The organism is Providencia sp. wls1922, assembly GCF_009706505.1.
GTDB lineage: Bacteria > Pseudomonadota > Gammaproteobacteria > Enterobacterales > Enterobacteriaceae > Providencia > Providencia lanzhouensis.
The window spans coordinates 1-16,658 of the sequence record NZ_WLUG01000039.1; the positions used below are offsets into that span (position 1 = coordinate 1).

Below are 16,658 nucleotides of genomic sequence, written 5' to 3' on the forward strand. Positions count from 1 at the left end.
ATGTGACCCGAGTAGCTGAGCGCAACCAACAACGCTGCGGTTCAAAGTATGACGAGTATTTAGGCTGTCTTGCTTCTATCCATAATACTACTATAATCCGGGCTCTCCAGCGCAATCAACTCATCCAGCAGAGCCGTCAGTTGCTGCATTTTCTCTTGAGAGAAAGCCTGTTCAATCTTTTGATAACCCTCTTCAACTTCCTGACGTGCCTTGTCATACAACTCTTGCCCTGTAGGGGTCAGTGAGACATACAGTTTACGTTGGTCATTCAATGGCTTTAAACGGAAAATAAGCCCTTCGCGTTCCATACGAGTCAAAATCCCCGTTAAGCTTGGACGCAAAATACAGGTTTGCACTGATAATTCATGAAAATCAATAGAGCGATTATCCGCTAACACGCGAATGATACGCCATTGCTGTTCGGTCAAATTATAGGACTTTAATATCGGTCGAAAGAAGCCCATTGCGGTCTCTCGCGCCTGTAATAATGCAATTGTCAATGATTCATGCATAAGCTTAAAACTCACCACGCTATTTAAAGTTATGAAACACCCACTACCGGGGGTTAGTCAGCCTCCGTGCTGGTTACCATTTTTAACGCTGCCATTTTTAACGCGACGGTTTTTAACGTCGCTTTAGGGTTAGCAATAAATCATAGGGTAACTGCAACACACTCAATTATCTTAAATGCAAGAGTAGCATGCAGTACTAACAATCACAAAGAAAAACACCAAAATATTAATGAGTAAATAAATTTTATCAAAAAATCAAAGTTAATATATTGTAAATTTTTAAAAGTTAAAAAAATAATAAACTCATTATATACAGTCAGTTACATGAAGACCCCTTTATTATGTTAATAAGATCACAATTAAAATTAACATTTCCATAAAGCTATTGCTTATTACAAAATAATACTTTATTAATATATTAATAATTACTCAGAATCGATCTCTTTAATAAGGAGTTGTCAATGAAAGGCACTGTTTTTGCCGTTGCCCTCAACCATCAAAGCCAACTTGATCATTGGCTCGAGGCGTTCCAGCAAGCCCCTTATAAAACCCCACCGAAAACACCTGTGTGGTTTATTAAGCCGCGTAATACACGCATTAATTCCGGGGATAACATCCTGCATCCTGCTGGTGAAGAAGTACAAAGCGGTGCAACGCTGGCGCTGGTGATTGGTAAAGATGCACGCAAAGTGACTGCACAAAATGCGTTGGAGTTCATTGCTGGCTTTGCACTGGCGAATGAAGTTAGCCTGCCAGAAGACACCTTCTACCGCCCTGCGATTAAAGCAAAATGCCGTGATACTTTCTGCCCAATCGGCGAGTTAGTGAAAACGTCGTTATCTTCACCTGTTGAGATAGTGACACTGATTAACGGCAAAGAAGCTGACAGATGGTCAACCAAGGATCTCGTTCGTAGCGCAAGCGAATTAGTGGCTGCATTGAGCGACTTCGCAACCCTAAAACAAGGGGACGTGATTTTACTGGGCACTCCTCATCAGCGCGTCACCATCAAACCGGGTGATCAGGTTGAGATCCAAGCAGCTGGCTTCCCAAGCCTCAAGAACAGCGTTGTTGCGGCAGGAGGACAATAATCATGAAACACGCAAAAATTCGTTATCAAGGCACTGAGTATTCCGTCACTGTCGGTGACAACGAAGCTATCAAACTGCCAAATGGCAACGTGATCTCTGGCGATAGCGCAGATGTTGAATGGCTACCACCTGCACAAGGTACTTTATTCGCGTTGGGTCTGAACTATGCCGACCACGCCACTGAATTAGAATTTAAGCCACCAGAAGAGCCTCTGATTTTTATCAAAGCTGAAAACAGCTTAACAGGTCACCGCCAAGTATCCGTTCGCCCAGACAATGTTGAATATATGCACTATGAGTCTGAGCTAGTGGTGATTATTGGCAAAGCGGCTCACAAAGTGTCCCAAGAAGATGCCATGGATTACGTCGCGGGTTACACCGTGTGTAATGACTACGCTATCCGTGACTATTTAGAGAACTACTACCGTCCAAACCTACGCGTAAAAAGCCGCGATACATTGACGCCAATCGGCCCATGGATGGTAGACAAATCAGATATTAAAGATCCACACAACCTCGCACTGTACACCTACGTTAATGGTGAATTGCGTCAAAAAGGCACCACCGCGGATCTGATTTTTAATATCCCATTTTTAATTGCCTACCTGAGTGACTTTATGACACTGCAACCAGGCGACATGATCGCAACGGGCACGCCAAAAGGGCTGTCTGATGTGGTTCCAGGTGATGAAGTGATCGTTGAAGTTGAAGGTGTGGGCAGGCTGATCAATACCATTATCAGCGAAAAAGAGTATGAGGAGCGAGTGTGATGACTAAGATTAACCATTGGATCAACGGCAAAAACGTTGAAAGCAAAGAGTATTTCGAAACCACTAACCCAGCAACGGGTGAAGTATTAGCGGAAGTGGCATCCGGCGGTCAAGACGAAATAAACCAAGCGGTTGCCGCTGCAAAAGAAGCCTTCCCTAAGTGGGCAAACACGCCAATGAAAGAGCGCGCACGCTTAATGCGCCGCTTAGGTGAGCTGATCGACGAAAACGTTCCGCAAATTGCTGAGATGGAAACCAACGATACCGGTTTACCTATCCACCAAACTAAAAACGTTCTGATCCCTCGCGCGTCACACAACTTTGAATTCTTTGCTGAAATTTGCCAGCAAATGAATGGTCGCACCTATCCGGTTGACGACAAAATGATGAACTACACCCTGATCCAGCCAGTGGGTGTGTGCGGGTTAATCTCGCCATGGAACGTGCCATTTATGACCGCAACATGGAAAACAGCACCGTGTTTAGCGCTGGGTAATACCGCGGTTCTGAAAATGTCTGAACTGTCTCCGCTATCTGCAAACCGTTTAGGTGAATTAGCCCTTGAAGCGGGTATCCCTGCGGGCGTACTGAACGTGGTGCAAGGTTATGGTGCTACTGCGGGTGACGCTCTGGTAAAACACCATGACGTTCGTGCAGTCTCCTTCACAGGAGGCACCGCAACTGGTCGCGCCATTATGCAAAACGCGGGTCTGAAAAAATACTCAATGGAATTAGGCGGTAAATCTCCGGTTCTGATTTTTGAAGATGCCGACATTGAACGTGCAATGGATGCCGCGCTGTTCACTATTTTCTCTATCAATGGAGAGCGCTGTACCGCGGGTTCACGTATTTTCATCCAAGAAAGCATTTACCCAGAATTTGTGAAACGCTTTGCTGAGCGTGCAAATCGCCTGATCGTCGGCGACCCTACCGATCCAAAAACCCAAGTGGGCGCCCTGATCAGCCAACAGCACTGGAACAAAGTATCTGGTTATATCCGTATTGGTATGGAAGAAGGTGCAACTCTGTTAGCGGGTGGTCCAGACAAACCAACGGATCTGCCAGCTCATCTGAAAAATGGTCATTTCCTACGCCCAACGGTTCTGGCGGATGTGGACAACCGCATGCGTGTGGCTCAAGAAGAGATCTTCGGACCCGTCGCTTGTTTAATTCCATTCAAGACCGAAGAAGATGGTCTGCGTATGGCGAACGATGTTGAGTATGGTCTGGCGTCTTATATTTGGACTCAAGATGTCAGCAAGATCCTGCGTCTTTCTCGCAATATCGAAGCGGGCATGGTGTTTGTTAACACCCAAAACGTCCGTGATTTACGTCAACCATTCGGCGGCGTAAAAGCCTCTGGCGTGGGTCGTGAAGGCGGCGAGTATAGCTTCGAAGTCTTCGCCGAAATGAAGAACGTTTGTATCTCCTACGGCGACCACAACATCCCACGCTGGGGTGTGTAATTTATTGAAATACCATTATTCTTCAATCAATTAAGTAATCTATACGATTTGAATTATATGTAATTTTGAATCAATGATAATTAATTTAGCTACTTATCCTAAATAATTCGTGTTGTAGCTAGGCGGCAAGTGAAGTTATCCCTAGGAGCATACTGAAGTATGTGACTAGGGTGACTTTATGAAGCCAACAACGCTACAGCGCGAAGTATGACGGATAAGCGAAGGGGAAAAGACATGGGTAAGTTGGCATTAACCGCAAAGATCACACACGTCCCATCAATGTACCTATCTGAACTGCCGGGCAAAAACCACGGTTGTCGCCAAGCCGCCATCGATGGGCACAAAGAAATCAGTCGTCGCTGCCGTGAACTCGGCGTCGACACCATTATCGTTTTTGACACTCACTGGCTGGTCAACAGTGCTTATCACATTAACTGCGCCGATCACTTCAAAGGCATCTATACCAGTAATGAATTGCCACACTTTATCCGCGATATGGAATATGAGTATGACGGCAACTCTGTATTGGGTCAGATGATCGGTGAAGAAGCTCGCAAGCTAGGCGTTCGTGCTCAAGCTCATGAAATTCCAAGCCTAACTCTAGAGTACGCGACGCTGGTTCCAATGCGTTATATGAACAGCGATCGCCACTTTAAAGTGATCTCTATCTCCGCATTCTGTACCTCACACAGCTTTGAAACTAGCCGTAAATTAGGCGAAGCCGTACTGACTGCGATTGAAAAATATGACGGTACCGTGGCGGTACTCGCGAGCGGCTCACTGTCTCACCGCTTTATCGATGACAATCGTGCAGAAGACGGCATGAACAGCTATACCCGCGAATTCGATGAGCAAATGGACAAACGCGTCGTCAAACTGTGGCGTGAAGGTCGCTTTGCTGAGTTCTGCAAAATGCTGCCGGAGTACGCGGATTACTGCTATGGCGAAGGTCACATGCATGACACCGTGATGTTACTGGGTCTGCTGGGCTGGGATAAATATGATGAGAAAGTGGAAGTGTTAACTGACCTGTTCGCCAGCTCTGGAACTGGGCAAATCAACGCGATTTTCCCACTACCAAAATTTATCACTGACAAACAAACAGCCAACGCATAAGGAGCAGATATGCCTCATTTTTATGCTGAATGCACCGACAACATTCGTGAAGAAGCAGCCCTACCCGAGCTGTTCGCTAAAGTAAACAGCGCGCTAGCTGGCACTGGAATTTTCCCATTAGGGGGCATTCGTAGCCGCGCAATCTGGTTGGATACTTGGCAAATGGCGGATGGCAAACACGATTACGCGTTTGTGCATATGACCTTAAAAATTGGTGCGGGTCGCTCCCTCGAAGATCGCCAAAAAACTGGGGAAATGCTGTTTGATCTGATCAAAACCCATTTTGCCTCTCTGATGGCAAAACGTTACTTGGCACTCTCTTTCACTATGGAAGAGCTTGACCCTGTTCTGAACTATAAGCAGAACAATGTGCATGCACTGTTTAAATCATAAAAAGCTTAAGTCATAAAAATTTAAATCGTGATTGATGAATATCGATAGGGGGCAATATGCCAATTTCATTTACCAATAGACCGATACCGCGCTGGTTGATCCCGTTACTGGGTTCACTGGTGGCGTTCGGTCCCCTATCGATTGATATGTACTTGCCAGCCTTGCCAAAAATGGCGCAAGCACTGAATGCCACCCAAGGACAAATGCAGTACACCCTCGGGGCATTCTTTGCGGGCTTCTGTGTCGGCATGCTGTTTTATGGTCCCCTGAGCGACCTGCTGGGGCGCCGTAAAATGTTGCTCAGTGGGCTGGCGATTTTCACCCTCGCCAGCCTGTTATGCGCGCAAGCCACCAGCTCAGAAGCCTTAATTACCTTTAGAGCATTGCAAGCATTTGGAAGTGGTGCAGCGATAGTGATGGCGCGCGCCATTGCCCGTGATGTGTATCCTTCTAGCGAGCTGCCTAAAGTGTTATCACTGATGACATTAGTCACCATGATAGCCCCATTATTAGCACCATTAGTGGGCGGTTTTTTATTAATTCATTTTGAATGGCAGGTGATTTTCTATGTTCTCGCGGCCGTGGGGCTGTGCTCTGTTTCAGCGATTTTCTTACTGCTACCTGAAACCTTGCCTCATCAGCGTGAATCCCGCAATTTAGTCGGTGTCGCCTTTCATAATTATCGGTTGGTGCTCACAGACCGAGAAGCACTAAGCATTATTGGTACTATGGCATTCTCTTTTGCCGGTATGTTCGCCTTTATCAGTGGTTCACCGTTTGTGTATATCAACTACTTTGGTGTTTCTGAACAGTATTATGGGCTGCTGTTTGGCTGCAATATTTTGGGCATGATTGCCATGTTGCTGCTGAATGTCCGATTGCTCAAGGTGTATAGCCTGCCACGAATTTTGGGCATGCAAAGCGGTATCCAATTGATTTTTGGTGTTCTGTTGTTAATTTTCTATCAACAAAGCCTACCAATTATTGTTATCCTAGTGGTTCTGTTCCTATCGATGGTTAATGCTATCGGCACCAACAGTTTGTCACTGTTACTGCAACACCGAGGGAAAATCGCAGGCAGCGCCAGTGCGCTCGCCATCTCAATTCAGTTTGCCTTGGCAGCCCTTGCCAGTGTTGCAGTGTCCATACTACAAGATGAATCCCCATTTGCTATGGCACTCGTAATGGCGATTTGTGCCGGACTGAGTTTTTCAAGCCAACGCTTGTCCGCTAAAAATGTCCACGCGCACGTTCATTCAGTGTCTTCGGAGAACAACGAAAAATGAGCTTAAACACCAATTCTAAATTATTCCGCCAGCAGGCTTACATTAATGGTCAATGGGTAAATGCCCAAGACAGTAGCCAGTTTGATGTGACTAACCCGGCAAATGGAGAAGTGATTGCTCGCGTCAGTAATGTGGGTGCAACTGAAACTCAACAAGCCATTGAAGCCGCAGAAAAAGCATTGCCAGCATGGCGTGCAAAAAGCGCGAAAGAACGTAGCCAAATTCTGAACAAATGGTTCCGTTTAATGATGGAAAACCAACAAGAACTTGCGCAGATCCTGAGTACTGAGCAAGGTAAATCCATCAATGAATCCATGGGCGAAATTGCCTACGGAGCCAGCTTTATTGAGTGGTTTGCCGAAGAAGGTAAACGTACTTACGGTGAAACTATCCCATCCCCACTGCCGGGTCGCCGCTTAGTGACCATCAAGCAGCCTGTGGGTGTGGTCGCTGCTATCACCCCTTGGAACTTCCCGAATGCGATGATCACCCGCAAAGTCGGTCCTGCCCTCGCAGCGGGTTGCACCATGGTATTAAAACCTGCGGCTGAAACCCCATTATCGGCGCTGGCATTAGCAGCATTAGGTGAAGAAGCCGGTATTCCTGCTGGCGTATTCAATATCGTTCCAGGTACCGATGCCAAAGCGATTGGTGCGGTCATGACATCTAGCCCGATTGTTCGCAAGCTGACCTTCACCGGTTCTACCCGCGTGGGTAAATTGCTGATGGAACAGTGCGCAGATACCGTGAAAAAAATGTCACTGGAATTAGGCGGTAACGCACCATTTATCGTATTTGACGATGCGGATTTAGACGCTGCGGTTCAAGGGGCTTTAGCCGCTAAATTCCGTAATAGCGGACAAACTTGCGTGTGTGCAAACCGTATTTTAGTGCAAGAAGGTGTTTACGATGAGTTTGCGGCTCGCCTAGCGAAAGCTGTGAGCGCATTAAAAATTGGTCCAGCAACCCAAGCTGATTCTGAGCAAGGCCCGCTTATCAACCAAGCTGCCGTGGATAAAGTGTCTGAGCACATTGCGGATGCCGTTGCTAAAGGTGCGAGCATCGCTGCGGGCGGTAAATCATCCAGCCTTGGTGGTCTGTTCTTCGAACCGACGGTATTAGTCAATGTGACTGAATCCATGAAAGTGGCGAAAGAAGAGACATTTGGTCCATTAGCGCCATTATTTAAATTCCGTGATGAACAAGAAGCTATCGACCTTGCCAACGACACTGAGTTTGGTCTGGCCTCCTATTTTTATTCACGTGATATCGGACGTATCTACCGTGTGGCTGAAGCATTAGAAAGCGGCATGGTGGGTATTAACGAAGGCATTATTTCAAATGAAGTGGCTCCGTTTGGTGGTATTAAGCAGTCAGGACTTGGTCGTGAAGGCTCCCGTTACGGAATCGAAGATTATCTGGAAGTGAAATATCTCTGCTTTGGTGGTCTTTCTAATTAGAAAGAAACATTAGCTGGCGGTCTTCGCTTTTAAAATCTTAGCTCTAAATAATTCAAGTTAGAACAAAACAGTAAATGAGACTAATCCCCTAGGAGCATACCGTGTGACTAGGGGATAGGCGCAAGCCTATCGTGAAGCTAACGTAGTTATAGCTCGAAGTATGACGAGCTGAGGTGCAAAAGGAAAAATAAGATGTTGCAACAAGATACCATTTCAACAATCGCTCAACGCCTAAACCAAGCGGAAAAAAGCCGCCAGCAAATCCGTCAAATCTCACTGGATCATCCCGAAATGACCATTGAAGATGCCTATGCCATTCAAAAAGAGTGGGTTGGCTTAAAACTGGCGGAAGGGCGCGTATTAAAAGGGCATAAAATCGGTCTGACATCCAAAGCGATGCAAGCCAGTTCCCAGATTGATGAGCCTGATTATGGCGCACTGCTCGATGATATGTTCTTTGATGATGGCTGTGATATTCCAACGGATCGCTTTATCGTTCCGCGTATCGAAGTTGAACTGGCATTCGTGTTAGCAAAACCGCTGCGCGGCCCTAACTGCACCTTATTTGATGTGTATAACGCCACGGACTATGTGATCCCCGCTTTAGAGCTGATCGACGCCCGTTGCCACAATATCGATCCTGACACTAACCGCCCACGTAAAGTGTTCGACACCATTTCAGATAACGCGGCAAACGGCGCGGTGATCTTAGGTGGACGTCCGATTAAACCTCGTGATTTAGACATGCGTTGGATCAGCGCCCTGCTTTATCGTAATGGCGTGATCGAAGAATCTGGCGTTGCAGCGGCGGTTCTCAACCACCCTGCCAATGGCGTGGCATGGTTAGCCAATAAATTAGCCCCACACAATGTGGAGTTACAGCCGGGACAAATTATCCTTGGCGGTTCATTCACTCGCCCTGTTCCTGCTCGTAAAGGGGATGTTTTCCACGTTGACTACGGCGTGATGGGCTCAATTAGCTGCCGCTTTGCATAAGGAGTTCACTGTGGATCTGTTAGAAAATAAATTCAAAAAAGCCCTGAAAACAGGCAAACCACAAATTGGTTTATGGCTAGGATTGTGCAGCCCATACAGTGCTGAGCTGGTTGCTGGTGCTGGATTTGATTGGCTGTTGATCGATGGTGAACATGCACCAAACAATGTGCAAACGACCTTAGCGCAATTACAAGCAATCGCCCCTTATCCATCACAACCGGTAGTTCGTCCGGCGTGGAATGAGCCAGTGATTATCAAGCAATTGCTGGATATCGGTGCACAAACGCTGTTACTGCCGATGGTGCAAAATGCAGAACAAGCAGAGCAAGCGGTACGCTCAACTCGTTATCCACCCGCGGGAATTCGTGGGGTGGGCAGCGCCTTAGCGCGCGCCTCTCGCTGGAATCGTATTCCCGATTATTTAAAACGCGCTAACGATGAAATGTGCGTGATTGTCCAAGTGGAAACCCACGAAGCTATAAAAAATCTGCCTGAGATCCTCAAAGTTGAAGGCGTTGATGGTGTCTTTATCGGTCCTGCGGATCTGAGTGCGGATATGGGCTTTTCTGGCAATCCAAACCATCCTGAAGTGAAAGCGGTGATTGAAGATGCCATTAAGCAAATTCGTGCGGCAGGTTTAGCGCCAGGAATTTTGATGGCGGCACCGGATATCGCAGAACACTATATTAAGCTCGGCGCCTTGTTTGTCGCCGTTGGCGTGGATACCACATTACTAGCGCGCACCGCTGAAGCCCTTGCCGCAAAATTCGGTAAAACGGTTTCCGATATGGATAACAGCGCATCTAGCGTGTACTAAAGCAATCTGAACTCCTCTAGGTCGCTCAATTTTACCCTACGCTCATGAGCGACCTAGATAGTAAGCAATAAAATCGCAACCACAACAAGGCAGCCCAAATGACTGCCTAGTAGACCCTTGTACCTATAATAAATTGTAATTAGAGGGCATTATAATGAGTCATTCACAGAATGTTGCTAGCACCAACCCTGCAGAGCAACATAAGAACCTTACCGAACCGCAACAGCGGGTAATTAATAAGCTTTTTAAACGACTGATCGTATTTCTGTTTGTTCTGTTTGTTTTCTCGTTCTTAGACCGAATTAATATCGGCTTTGCGGGGCTAACAATGGGGAAAGACATTGGTCTAACGTCCACCATGTTTGGTCTGGCAGCGACGCTGTTTTACGCCACCTACATTATTTTTGGTATTCCAAGTAACATCATGCTTGGCATTGTCGGTGCTCGTCGCTGGATTGCCACTATCATGGTGCTATGGGGTATTGCTTCTACTGCCACTATGTTCGCGACTGGGCCAACCAGCTTATATATTTTACGCATGCTGGTGGGTATTGCTGAAGCTGGTTTCTTACCAGGTATGTTAGTTTACTTAACTTACTGGTTCCCCGCTTATTTCCGCGCACGTGCTAACGCTCTGTTTATGATTGCCATGCCAGTTACTATGGCATTTGGTTCACTAGCTTCTGGTTATATTTTAGGGCTAGATGGTGTGTTAAATCTGAAAGGCTGGCAATGGTTGTTCTTACTGGAAGGTTTCCCATCCGTTCTGCTGGGTATTTTAGTGTGGTTCTATCTGGATGATTCTCCGAAGAAAGCAAAGTGGCTAACTCAGGAAGATAAAGACACCCTGCAAGAGATGATGGATAAAGACCAGTTAGAGCTTGTGCAGCCACACGGCTCAAAAAGCCAGACTGCGCTGCAAAATAGCAGCCTGTGGAAAGAGATTTTCACCCCGGTGATCTTAATGTATACCGTGGCTTATTTCTGTCTAACTAACACGTTGAGCGCCATTAATATTTGGACACCACAAATTATGCAGAGTTTTAATCAGGGCAGCAGTAATGCCATGATTGGGCTATTAACTGCGATCCCTCAGTTCTGTACGATTTTGGGGATGATTTATTGGAGTCGCCGCTCAGATCGCTTGCAAGAGCGTAAGATGCACACTGCGTTACCGTATTTGTTTGCGGCGGCAGGTTGGATCATCGCAGCGATGACTCATCAGCCGATACTCCAATTATTGGGGATCATTATGGCGTCCACCGGTTCGTTTACTGCTATGGCCGTTTTCTGGACCACGCCAGATCAGTCGATCAGTTTACGCGCTCGCGCAATCGGTATTGCCGTAATCAACGCAACAGGTAATATAGGTTCCGCGGTCAGCCCACTATTAATCGGTTGGCTAAAAGATCAAACGGGTAGCTTCAATTCTGGTCTCTATTTTGTTGCCGGTTTGCTGGTGGTCGGCGCCCTTCTGGTCATCGCCATCCCAATGAAAAACTCAAGACCAAGAGCCACACCGTAAGCGGTAGAATTATATAGTTTTGTTAGCTAAAAATGAGTGCTGCAACAGATCGGAAAAATTGAATTTATTTAATCCCCCTTAAATATTGTTCAAAATAATTCGAGTTGCAGTTAACTATGCTACAGGCAGAATTCTCAGTGGCTGCCTAATGTTCACAAATCTGTAGGTTAAAGGGGAGTAATTCCCCAAAATAATTCGAGTTGCAGCTAGGCGGCGAATGAGTTAATCCCTGGGAGCATACTTGAGTATGTGACTAGGGTTGACTCATGAAGCCAACAACGCTGCGGCTTGAAGAATGAAGGGGAAAGAATTGATCAATAACATAGATATTGGGAAGGACTACGATGACGTCCTGGGTAATGACGACGTCCACTACCAAACCTTCGGCAAACTCGCCGCCTTCTTCGGTCGCGACATGCCCGCGCATCGTCACGATGGCTATTTCCAATTACACTATTTAGTCACTGGGCATATTACTCTCCAGCTGGATGAGTCTCGTTATTCTGTGCAGGCACCGCTATTTATTTTGACGCCCCCTTCTGTCGCCCATGCGTTTTTTACTCAAGAAGACACTGACGGGCATGTATTAACCGTGCGGCAAGATTTAATTTCGCCGCTGTTGGAGTCTCTTTATTCAGCCAATCTGGATAGAGTCGATATTCCCGCGATTTGTTTATCTGTCGCGGATAAGCCCCAAGACATTGAAACTTTTAATCACTATTGGGATTTAATGGCGCGGGAATCTGCGAATAACTATATTGGTCGAGACCAAGTGTTATCTTCGCTTGCCCAAGCCTTATTTACCTTTTTACTGCGCTCTGTCCCCCTTGACGAGCATCATGTTAGTGGCGTTCGTGGTGAACATCGATTATTCCAACGTTTTAACCAGCTTATCGATATGCATTATCGTGAGCATCTCTCTGTCCCTGACTATGCGGATAAGCTCGGCGTCACCGAATCTCGCTTAAAAGATATGTGCCGGCGATTTGCCAACCGCCCACCTAAAAAGCTTATTTTCGACAGGATTTTGCGGGAAGCCAAACGCATGCTGCTATTTTGCGATAGCCCCGTTTCTGAAATTGCTTATCAACTTGGATTTAAAGATCCAGCCTATTTTGCCCGCTTTTTTAATCGCTCTGAAGGTACCTCTCCGAGCCAATGGCGTGAACAAAATATCCACTAGATCGCGGATATCAAAATTTTAGCATCCCCCTTTAAATTATTTTACATAATGCAAACATTTTTGATGTCTTGCATTTTTATTTTTAAAGTTACAACTGGTACTATTAGAAGCAAACAAAAAGTGAATACACAGCTCAAAAAACAATCAAACAAAATGATATCAAATAAAATCCATTAAGTTTTTAACAAAGTATAATTCAATGATAAATAAGGACTTATATATTGAAATTGAAATAGCATTAATATTAAAATATCGATAAGATCACATTTCTTTCATAAAACCATCTTACCAACGAAAAGTACCAGCATTCCTTTGGAAAATCTCTTTTAAAACCCCACAGAAAACGATTCAATTAGTAAACACAAAACAAACATAAAATTAACATTATTCAAGCTTGCAACCTTTGTACGCCGACAACCCGCAAGCCCTCTTTGTTCTAAAACGAGGTAGACATGAAACCAGAAGATTTTCGTTCCGATGCTAAGCGCCCATTTAATAGCCAAGAATATCTAAAAAGTTTACAAGATGGTCGCGAGATTTATATCTATGGTGAGCGTGTTAAAGATGTCACCACGCACCCTGCTTTTCGTAACTCAGCAGCTTCTATAGGACAGTTATATGATGCGCTTCATGATAAATCGACTCATGACCAGCTTTGCTGGGGCACAGATACAGGCAACGGCGGGTATACACACAAATTCTTCCGCTTCGCAAAAAGTGCAGATGACCTACGCCAACAACGCGACGCCATCGCAGATTGGTCACGCCAAAGCTACGGATGGATGGGACGCACTCCAGACTATAAGGCGGCATTCGCCAGCTGTTTAGGCGCTAACCCAGAATATTACGGCCAGTTTGCCGATAACGCACGCAACTGGTACAAACGTATTCAAGAGAGCGGTTTATACTTTAACCATGCAATTGTTAACCCACCTATTGATCGCCATAAGCCCGCTGATGAAGTTAAAGATGTTTATATAAAGCTAGAAAAAGAAACTGATGCAGGTATTATCGTCAGCGGTGCAAAAGTTGTTGCAACCAACTCTGCGTTAACACACTACAACTTTATCGGTTTTGGTTCTGCACAAGTCATGGGTGATAACCCTGATTTTGCGCTGATGTTTGTTGCGCCAATGGATGCGGACGGTGTGAAATTAATTTCCCGTGCATCTTACGAGTTAGTTGCTGGTGCAACAGGAGCTCCGTTTGATTATCCGTTATCAAGCCGTTTTGATGAGAATGATGCCATTCTGGTCATGGATCATGTGTTAATTCCATGGGAAAACGTGCTGATTTATCGTGATTTCGACCGTGCTCGTAACTGGGCGGTACAAGGTGGCTTTGCTCGCCTGTTCCCATTACAAGCTTGTGTACGTTTAGCCGTCAAACTGGACTTCATCACAGGTCTTCTGCAAAAGAGCCTTGAATGTACGGGTGTTATTGATTTCCGTGGTGTTCAAGCGGATCTCGGTGAAGTGGTCGCTTGGCGTAACCTGTTCTGGTCACTGACTGATGCTATGTGTTCAGAAGCAAAAGCTTGGGAAGGCGGTGCGTTCCTGCCAGATACTCAAGCCATCCAAACGTATCGTGTTATGGCACCAATGGCCTACACCAAAATCAAAAATATCATCGAAAGTAACGTAACAAGTGGTTTGATCTATCTGCCATCAAGCGTTCGTGATATGAATAACCCAGAGATTGACAAATATCTGGCAAAATATGTTCGCGGTTCAAATGGGATGGATCACGTTGAACGTATTAAAATTTTAAAATTAATGTGGGATGCTATCGGTAGTGAATTCGGTGGTCGTCACGAGCTGTATGAAATTAACTACGCGGGAAGCCAAGACGAAATTCGTCTGCAATGTCTGCGTCATGCATACGGTTCTGGTAATATGAAAGCCATGACTGACATGGTTGACCGCTGCCTGTCTGACTATGATCAGCACGGCTGGAAGCGCCCTCACCTGCACAACAACAACGATATTAATCTGTTAGATTCGCTGCTGAAGTAATCGGCAGCAGGAGGTCAAAATGTCTTTAGAAAATGAACATCGCTTACGTTTCAGAGATGCGATGGCAAGTCTCGGTGCCGCTGTTAACATCGTCACCACGGATGGTCCAGAAGGCCGTTGCGGTATTACTGCCACTGCGGTTTGTTCTGTGACTGATACGCCACCGACTTTGATGGTATGTGTTAACCGCAACAGCTCTATGAATGCGGTTTTTCAAAAGAATGGCCGCCTATGCGTTAACGTTCTCAACCATGATCAAGAAGATTTAGCTTGTCACTTTGCGGGCATGAAAGGCTCGACAATGGATGAGCGCTTTGGATGGGATATGTGGGATAAAGGTATTTTAGAACAACCATTGTTAAGAAATGCCCTTGCTAATCTTGAAGGTGAAATTACCCAAGTACAAGATATTGGCACTCACTCTGTCTATATGGTTGAGATGAAAAAGATTGTTGTTAGCGATGATGGACATGGCTTGGTCTATTTTAAACGTAAATTCCATCCCGTTTTGCATAAAATCTTAGAGCATACAGCCTAATTTAACCTCCATTTTATTACGCTATTCTAAGCCCCTAAATACATCATTTAGGGGCTTTTTTATTATATCTATCGAATGTAACTTTCTTAAATCAAATCCATTATCAGGCAATTTCTGTCTAATTGACACCGACCAAATTAGAGGTATACACTGGAAAAATACTTATTTGACATCCTAATAAATAAAATAAAACAAAATATGAAATATCTTATAAATAATATTATTTATGACAGCCATCAGGGGTTGTTATATCGCGATAATATCGGCGATGCAATTAAACTAACTACCACACTAAACCGCTTATTATTGGTGTTAGTGCAAAATAATGGTGAGATTTTAGATCGTGAAACATTATTAAGCCGAGTGTGGGATGAACATAACCAAGTTGCATCCGATAATAACCTTAACAGTAGCATTTCTGTTTTACGCCGTCATTTGTCCTCATTTTGTGAGGATGAAATAATTACGACTATACCTAAAGTGGGTATCAAGCTTAATGCGCAATTGCAGTTACTATCATCAGAATTAAATCATGATGTCCAGCAAAAAGAACCTCAAGAAATATTACTTAATGAACCACATAAAGCAGCCGTTATAGAAGAAACACCAAAAGAAAAAGCGCAAACAGTAAAGAAAAAAAGTTACATTCTCAATAACCGTTTTATTGAGCTAGCCTTAGTTGTGATTATTATTTTTTGCTTACTTTATCTTTTTAAAAGCTATTTTTTTGCTACGCGAACAGAATATCCTGAGGTGGGTCGCATTGATCAGTGCAGCATACGCTATATTAATAGTTACCATAAACCCGATACGACGACGATTAGTTTTACTGATTTACAAAATCAGTTAACACGGTTAAACATTGATTGCAAAAAACCGGCTACATTATTTTATTACAATGTTGGAATCGTCACGAATGATAAAAACCTCTATGATAACTTTTTATTTTTATCTTATTGTCCTAACACCCCCAAAGATAGTACAACAGTGAGTTGTGAGAATTTTTATGTCAAATAAGAAATCTATCAGGGCTTTTTGGCTACTGATTATTTCAACCATCTTAGTCTTCATTAGTAGCTATGTTTATTATAAAAACAACACGGCCATTGTTCCGAGTTGCAGAGCAACACTGAAAATTGATATTTCAGATAGCCGTTCAGACTTAAAAGGCTATTACCTACTTAGTATTATTCCAAATGAGCATGACCCTGAGCATCATACCTTTGTGATGAATGGAACCATTAGCAACGATGGTAAAAGTTATGTTATCGCTCGCAAATTTTATATGAAATATGTCTACCAAGGCGGGCATTTTTTCTCACAAGTCGAACGAGTTGTTATTGATCCTAATGACCAAGCTCAAAATAAAATAAAAATACGGGGTATTCCGCAAGAAGGGCAAATTTATTTTGTAAACATAAAGCGTTTGAGTGAAAAAAACTATATTTTTGAAGAGAACTTCTCCCCTCTTTTTATTTGCACAATTTAAT

Annotated in this window: 16 protein-coding genes; 15 read left to right on the forward strand and 1 reads right to left on the reverse strand. The window is 44.6% G+C overall.

Annotated features, from left to right (window positions below; genetic code table 11):
* Positions 1-59: 59 nt before the first annotated feature.
* Positions 60-512, reverse strand: coding sequence for a homoprotocatechuate degradation operon regulator HpaR (gene hpaR, locus GKR71_RS02565; RefSeq protein WP_036954025.1), 453 nt, complete (start codon positions 510-512; stop codon positions 60-62).
* A gap of 461 nt (positions 513-973) precedes the next feature.
* Between hpaR and GKR71_RS02570 the strand changes: the two genes are divergently transcribed.
* From GKR71_RS02570 to GKR71_RS02640, 15 genes are all read left to right on the forward strand, one after another.
* Positions 974-1,603, forward strand: coding sequence for a fumarylacetoacetate hydrolase family protein (locus GKR71_RS02570; RefSeq protein ID WP_036954023.1), 630 nt, complete (start codon positions 974-976; stop codon positions 1,601-1,603).
* 2 nt (positions 1,604-1,605) lie between these two features.
* Positions 1,606-2,373: a fumarylacetoacetate hydrolase family protein gene (locus GKR71_RS02575; protein ID WP_108479481.1), complete on the forward strand. Its 768-nt coding sequence runs from the start codon at positions 1,606-1,608 to the stop codon at positions 2,371-2,373.
* Positions 2,373-3,839, forward strand: a complete 1,467-nt coding sequence (gene hpaE, locus GKR71_RS02580) for a 5-carboxymethyl-2-hydroxymuconate semialdehyde dehydrogenase (RefSeq protein ID WP_006657319.1) — start codon at positions 2,373-2,375, stop codon at positions 3,837-3,839. Before GKR71_RS02575 ends, hpaE begins: the two co-directional genes overlap by 1 nt.
* Before the next feature lie 234 nt (positions 3,840-4,073).
* Positions 4,074-4,955 carry a 3,4-dihydroxyphenylacetate 2,3-dioxygenase gene (gene hpaD / locus GKR71_RS02585; protein ID WP_154633906.1) on the forward strand — a complete coding sequence of 294 codons (882 nt, stop codon included), beginning with the start codon at positions 4,074-4,076 and terminating at the stop codon, positions 4,953-4,955.
* Between the two features lie 9 nt (positions 4,956-4,964).
* Positions 4,965-5,348 carry a 5-carboxymethyl-2-hydroxymuconate Delta-isomerase gene (locus GKR71_RS02590; RefSeq protein ID WP_036954018.1) on the forward strand — a complete coding sequence of 128 codons (384 nt, stop codon included), beginning with the start codon at positions 4,965-4,967 and terminating at the stop codon, positions 5,346-5,348.
* Between the two features lie 56 nt (positions 5,349-5,404).
* Entirely contained in the window at positions 5,405-6,634 is a 1,230-nt protein-coding gene (locus GKR71_RS02595; protein ID WP_195848953.1) for a Bcr/CflA family multidrug efflux MFS transporter, read from the forward strand.
* Positions 6,631-8,094: an NAD-dependent succinate-semialdehyde dehydrogenase gene (locus GKR71_RS02600; RefSeq protein ID WP_036954015.1), complete on the forward strand. Its 1,464-nt coding sequence runs from the start codon at positions 6,631-6,633 to the stop codon at positions 8,092-8,094. Before GKR71_RS02595 ends, GKR71_RS02600 begins: the two co-directional genes overlap by 4 nt.
* A gap of 192 nt (positions 8,095-8,286) precedes the next feature.
* The gene (gene hpaH, locus GKR71_RS02605; protein ID WP_036954012.1) at positions 8,287-9,090 is read left to right on the forward strand and encodes a 2-oxo-hept-4-ene-1,7-dioate hydratase; all 804 of its coding nucleotides are present in this window, start codon (positions 8,287-8,289) and stop codon (positions 9,088-9,090) included.
* A 10-nt stretch (positions 9,091-9,100) separates the two neighbouring features.
* A complete protein-coding gene (gene hpaI / locus GKR71_RS02610; RefSeq protein WP_230085010.1) occupies positions 9,101-9,907 on the forward strand; it encodes a 4-hydroxy-2-oxoheptanedioate aldolase in 807 nt (268 codons plus the stop codon).
* Positions 9,908-10,061: 154 nt separating this feature from the next.
* Positions 10,062-11,432 (forward strand): 4-hydroxyphenylacetate permease, encoded by a 1,371-nt coding sequence (gene hpaX / locus GKR71_RS02615; protein WP_036954007.1) that lies wholly within the window; start codon positions 10,062-10,064, stop codon positions 11,430-11,432.
* Between the two features lie 295 nt (positions 11,433-11,727).
* Positions 11,728-12,615: a 4-hydroxyphenylacetate catabolism regulatory protein HpaA gene (hpaA, locus tag GKR71_RS02620; protein ID WP_154600412.1), complete on the forward strand. Its 888-nt coding sequence runs from the start codon at positions 11,728-11,730 to the stop codon at positions 12,613-12,615.
* A gap of 452 nt (positions 12,616-13,067) precedes the next feature.
* A complete protein-coding gene (gene hpaB / locus GKR71_RS02625; RefSeq protein ID WP_108479482.1) occupies positions 13,068-14,630 on the forward strand; it encodes a 4-hydroxyphenylacetate 3-monooxygenase, oxygenase component in 1,563 nt (520 codons plus the stop codon).
* A 19-nt stretch (positions 14,631-14,649) separates the two neighbouring features.
* Entirely contained in the window at positions 14,650-15,168 is a 519-nt protein-coding gene (gene hpaC, locus GKR71_RS02630; RefSeq protein WP_036953999.1) for a 4-hydroxyphenylacetate 3-monooxygenase, reductase component, read from the forward strand.
* Between the two features lie 198 nt (positions 15,169-15,366).
* Positions 15,367-16,185 carry a winged helix-turn-helix domain-containing protein gene (locus GKR71_RS02635; protein WP_036953996.1) on the forward strand — a complete coding sequence of 273 codons (819 nt, stop codon included), beginning with the start codon at positions 15,367-15,369 and terminating at the stop codon, positions 16,183-16,185.
* Positions 16,175-16,657: a FidL-like protein gene (locus tag GKR71_RS02640; RefSeq protein ID WP_036953993.1), complete on the forward strand. Its 483-nt coding sequence runs from the start codon at positions 16,175-16,177 to the stop codon at positions 16,655-16,657. The genes GKR71_RS02635 and GKR71_RS02640 overlap by 11 nt, the downstream gene beginning before the upstream one ends.
* Position 16,658: the final 1 nt, after the last annotated feature.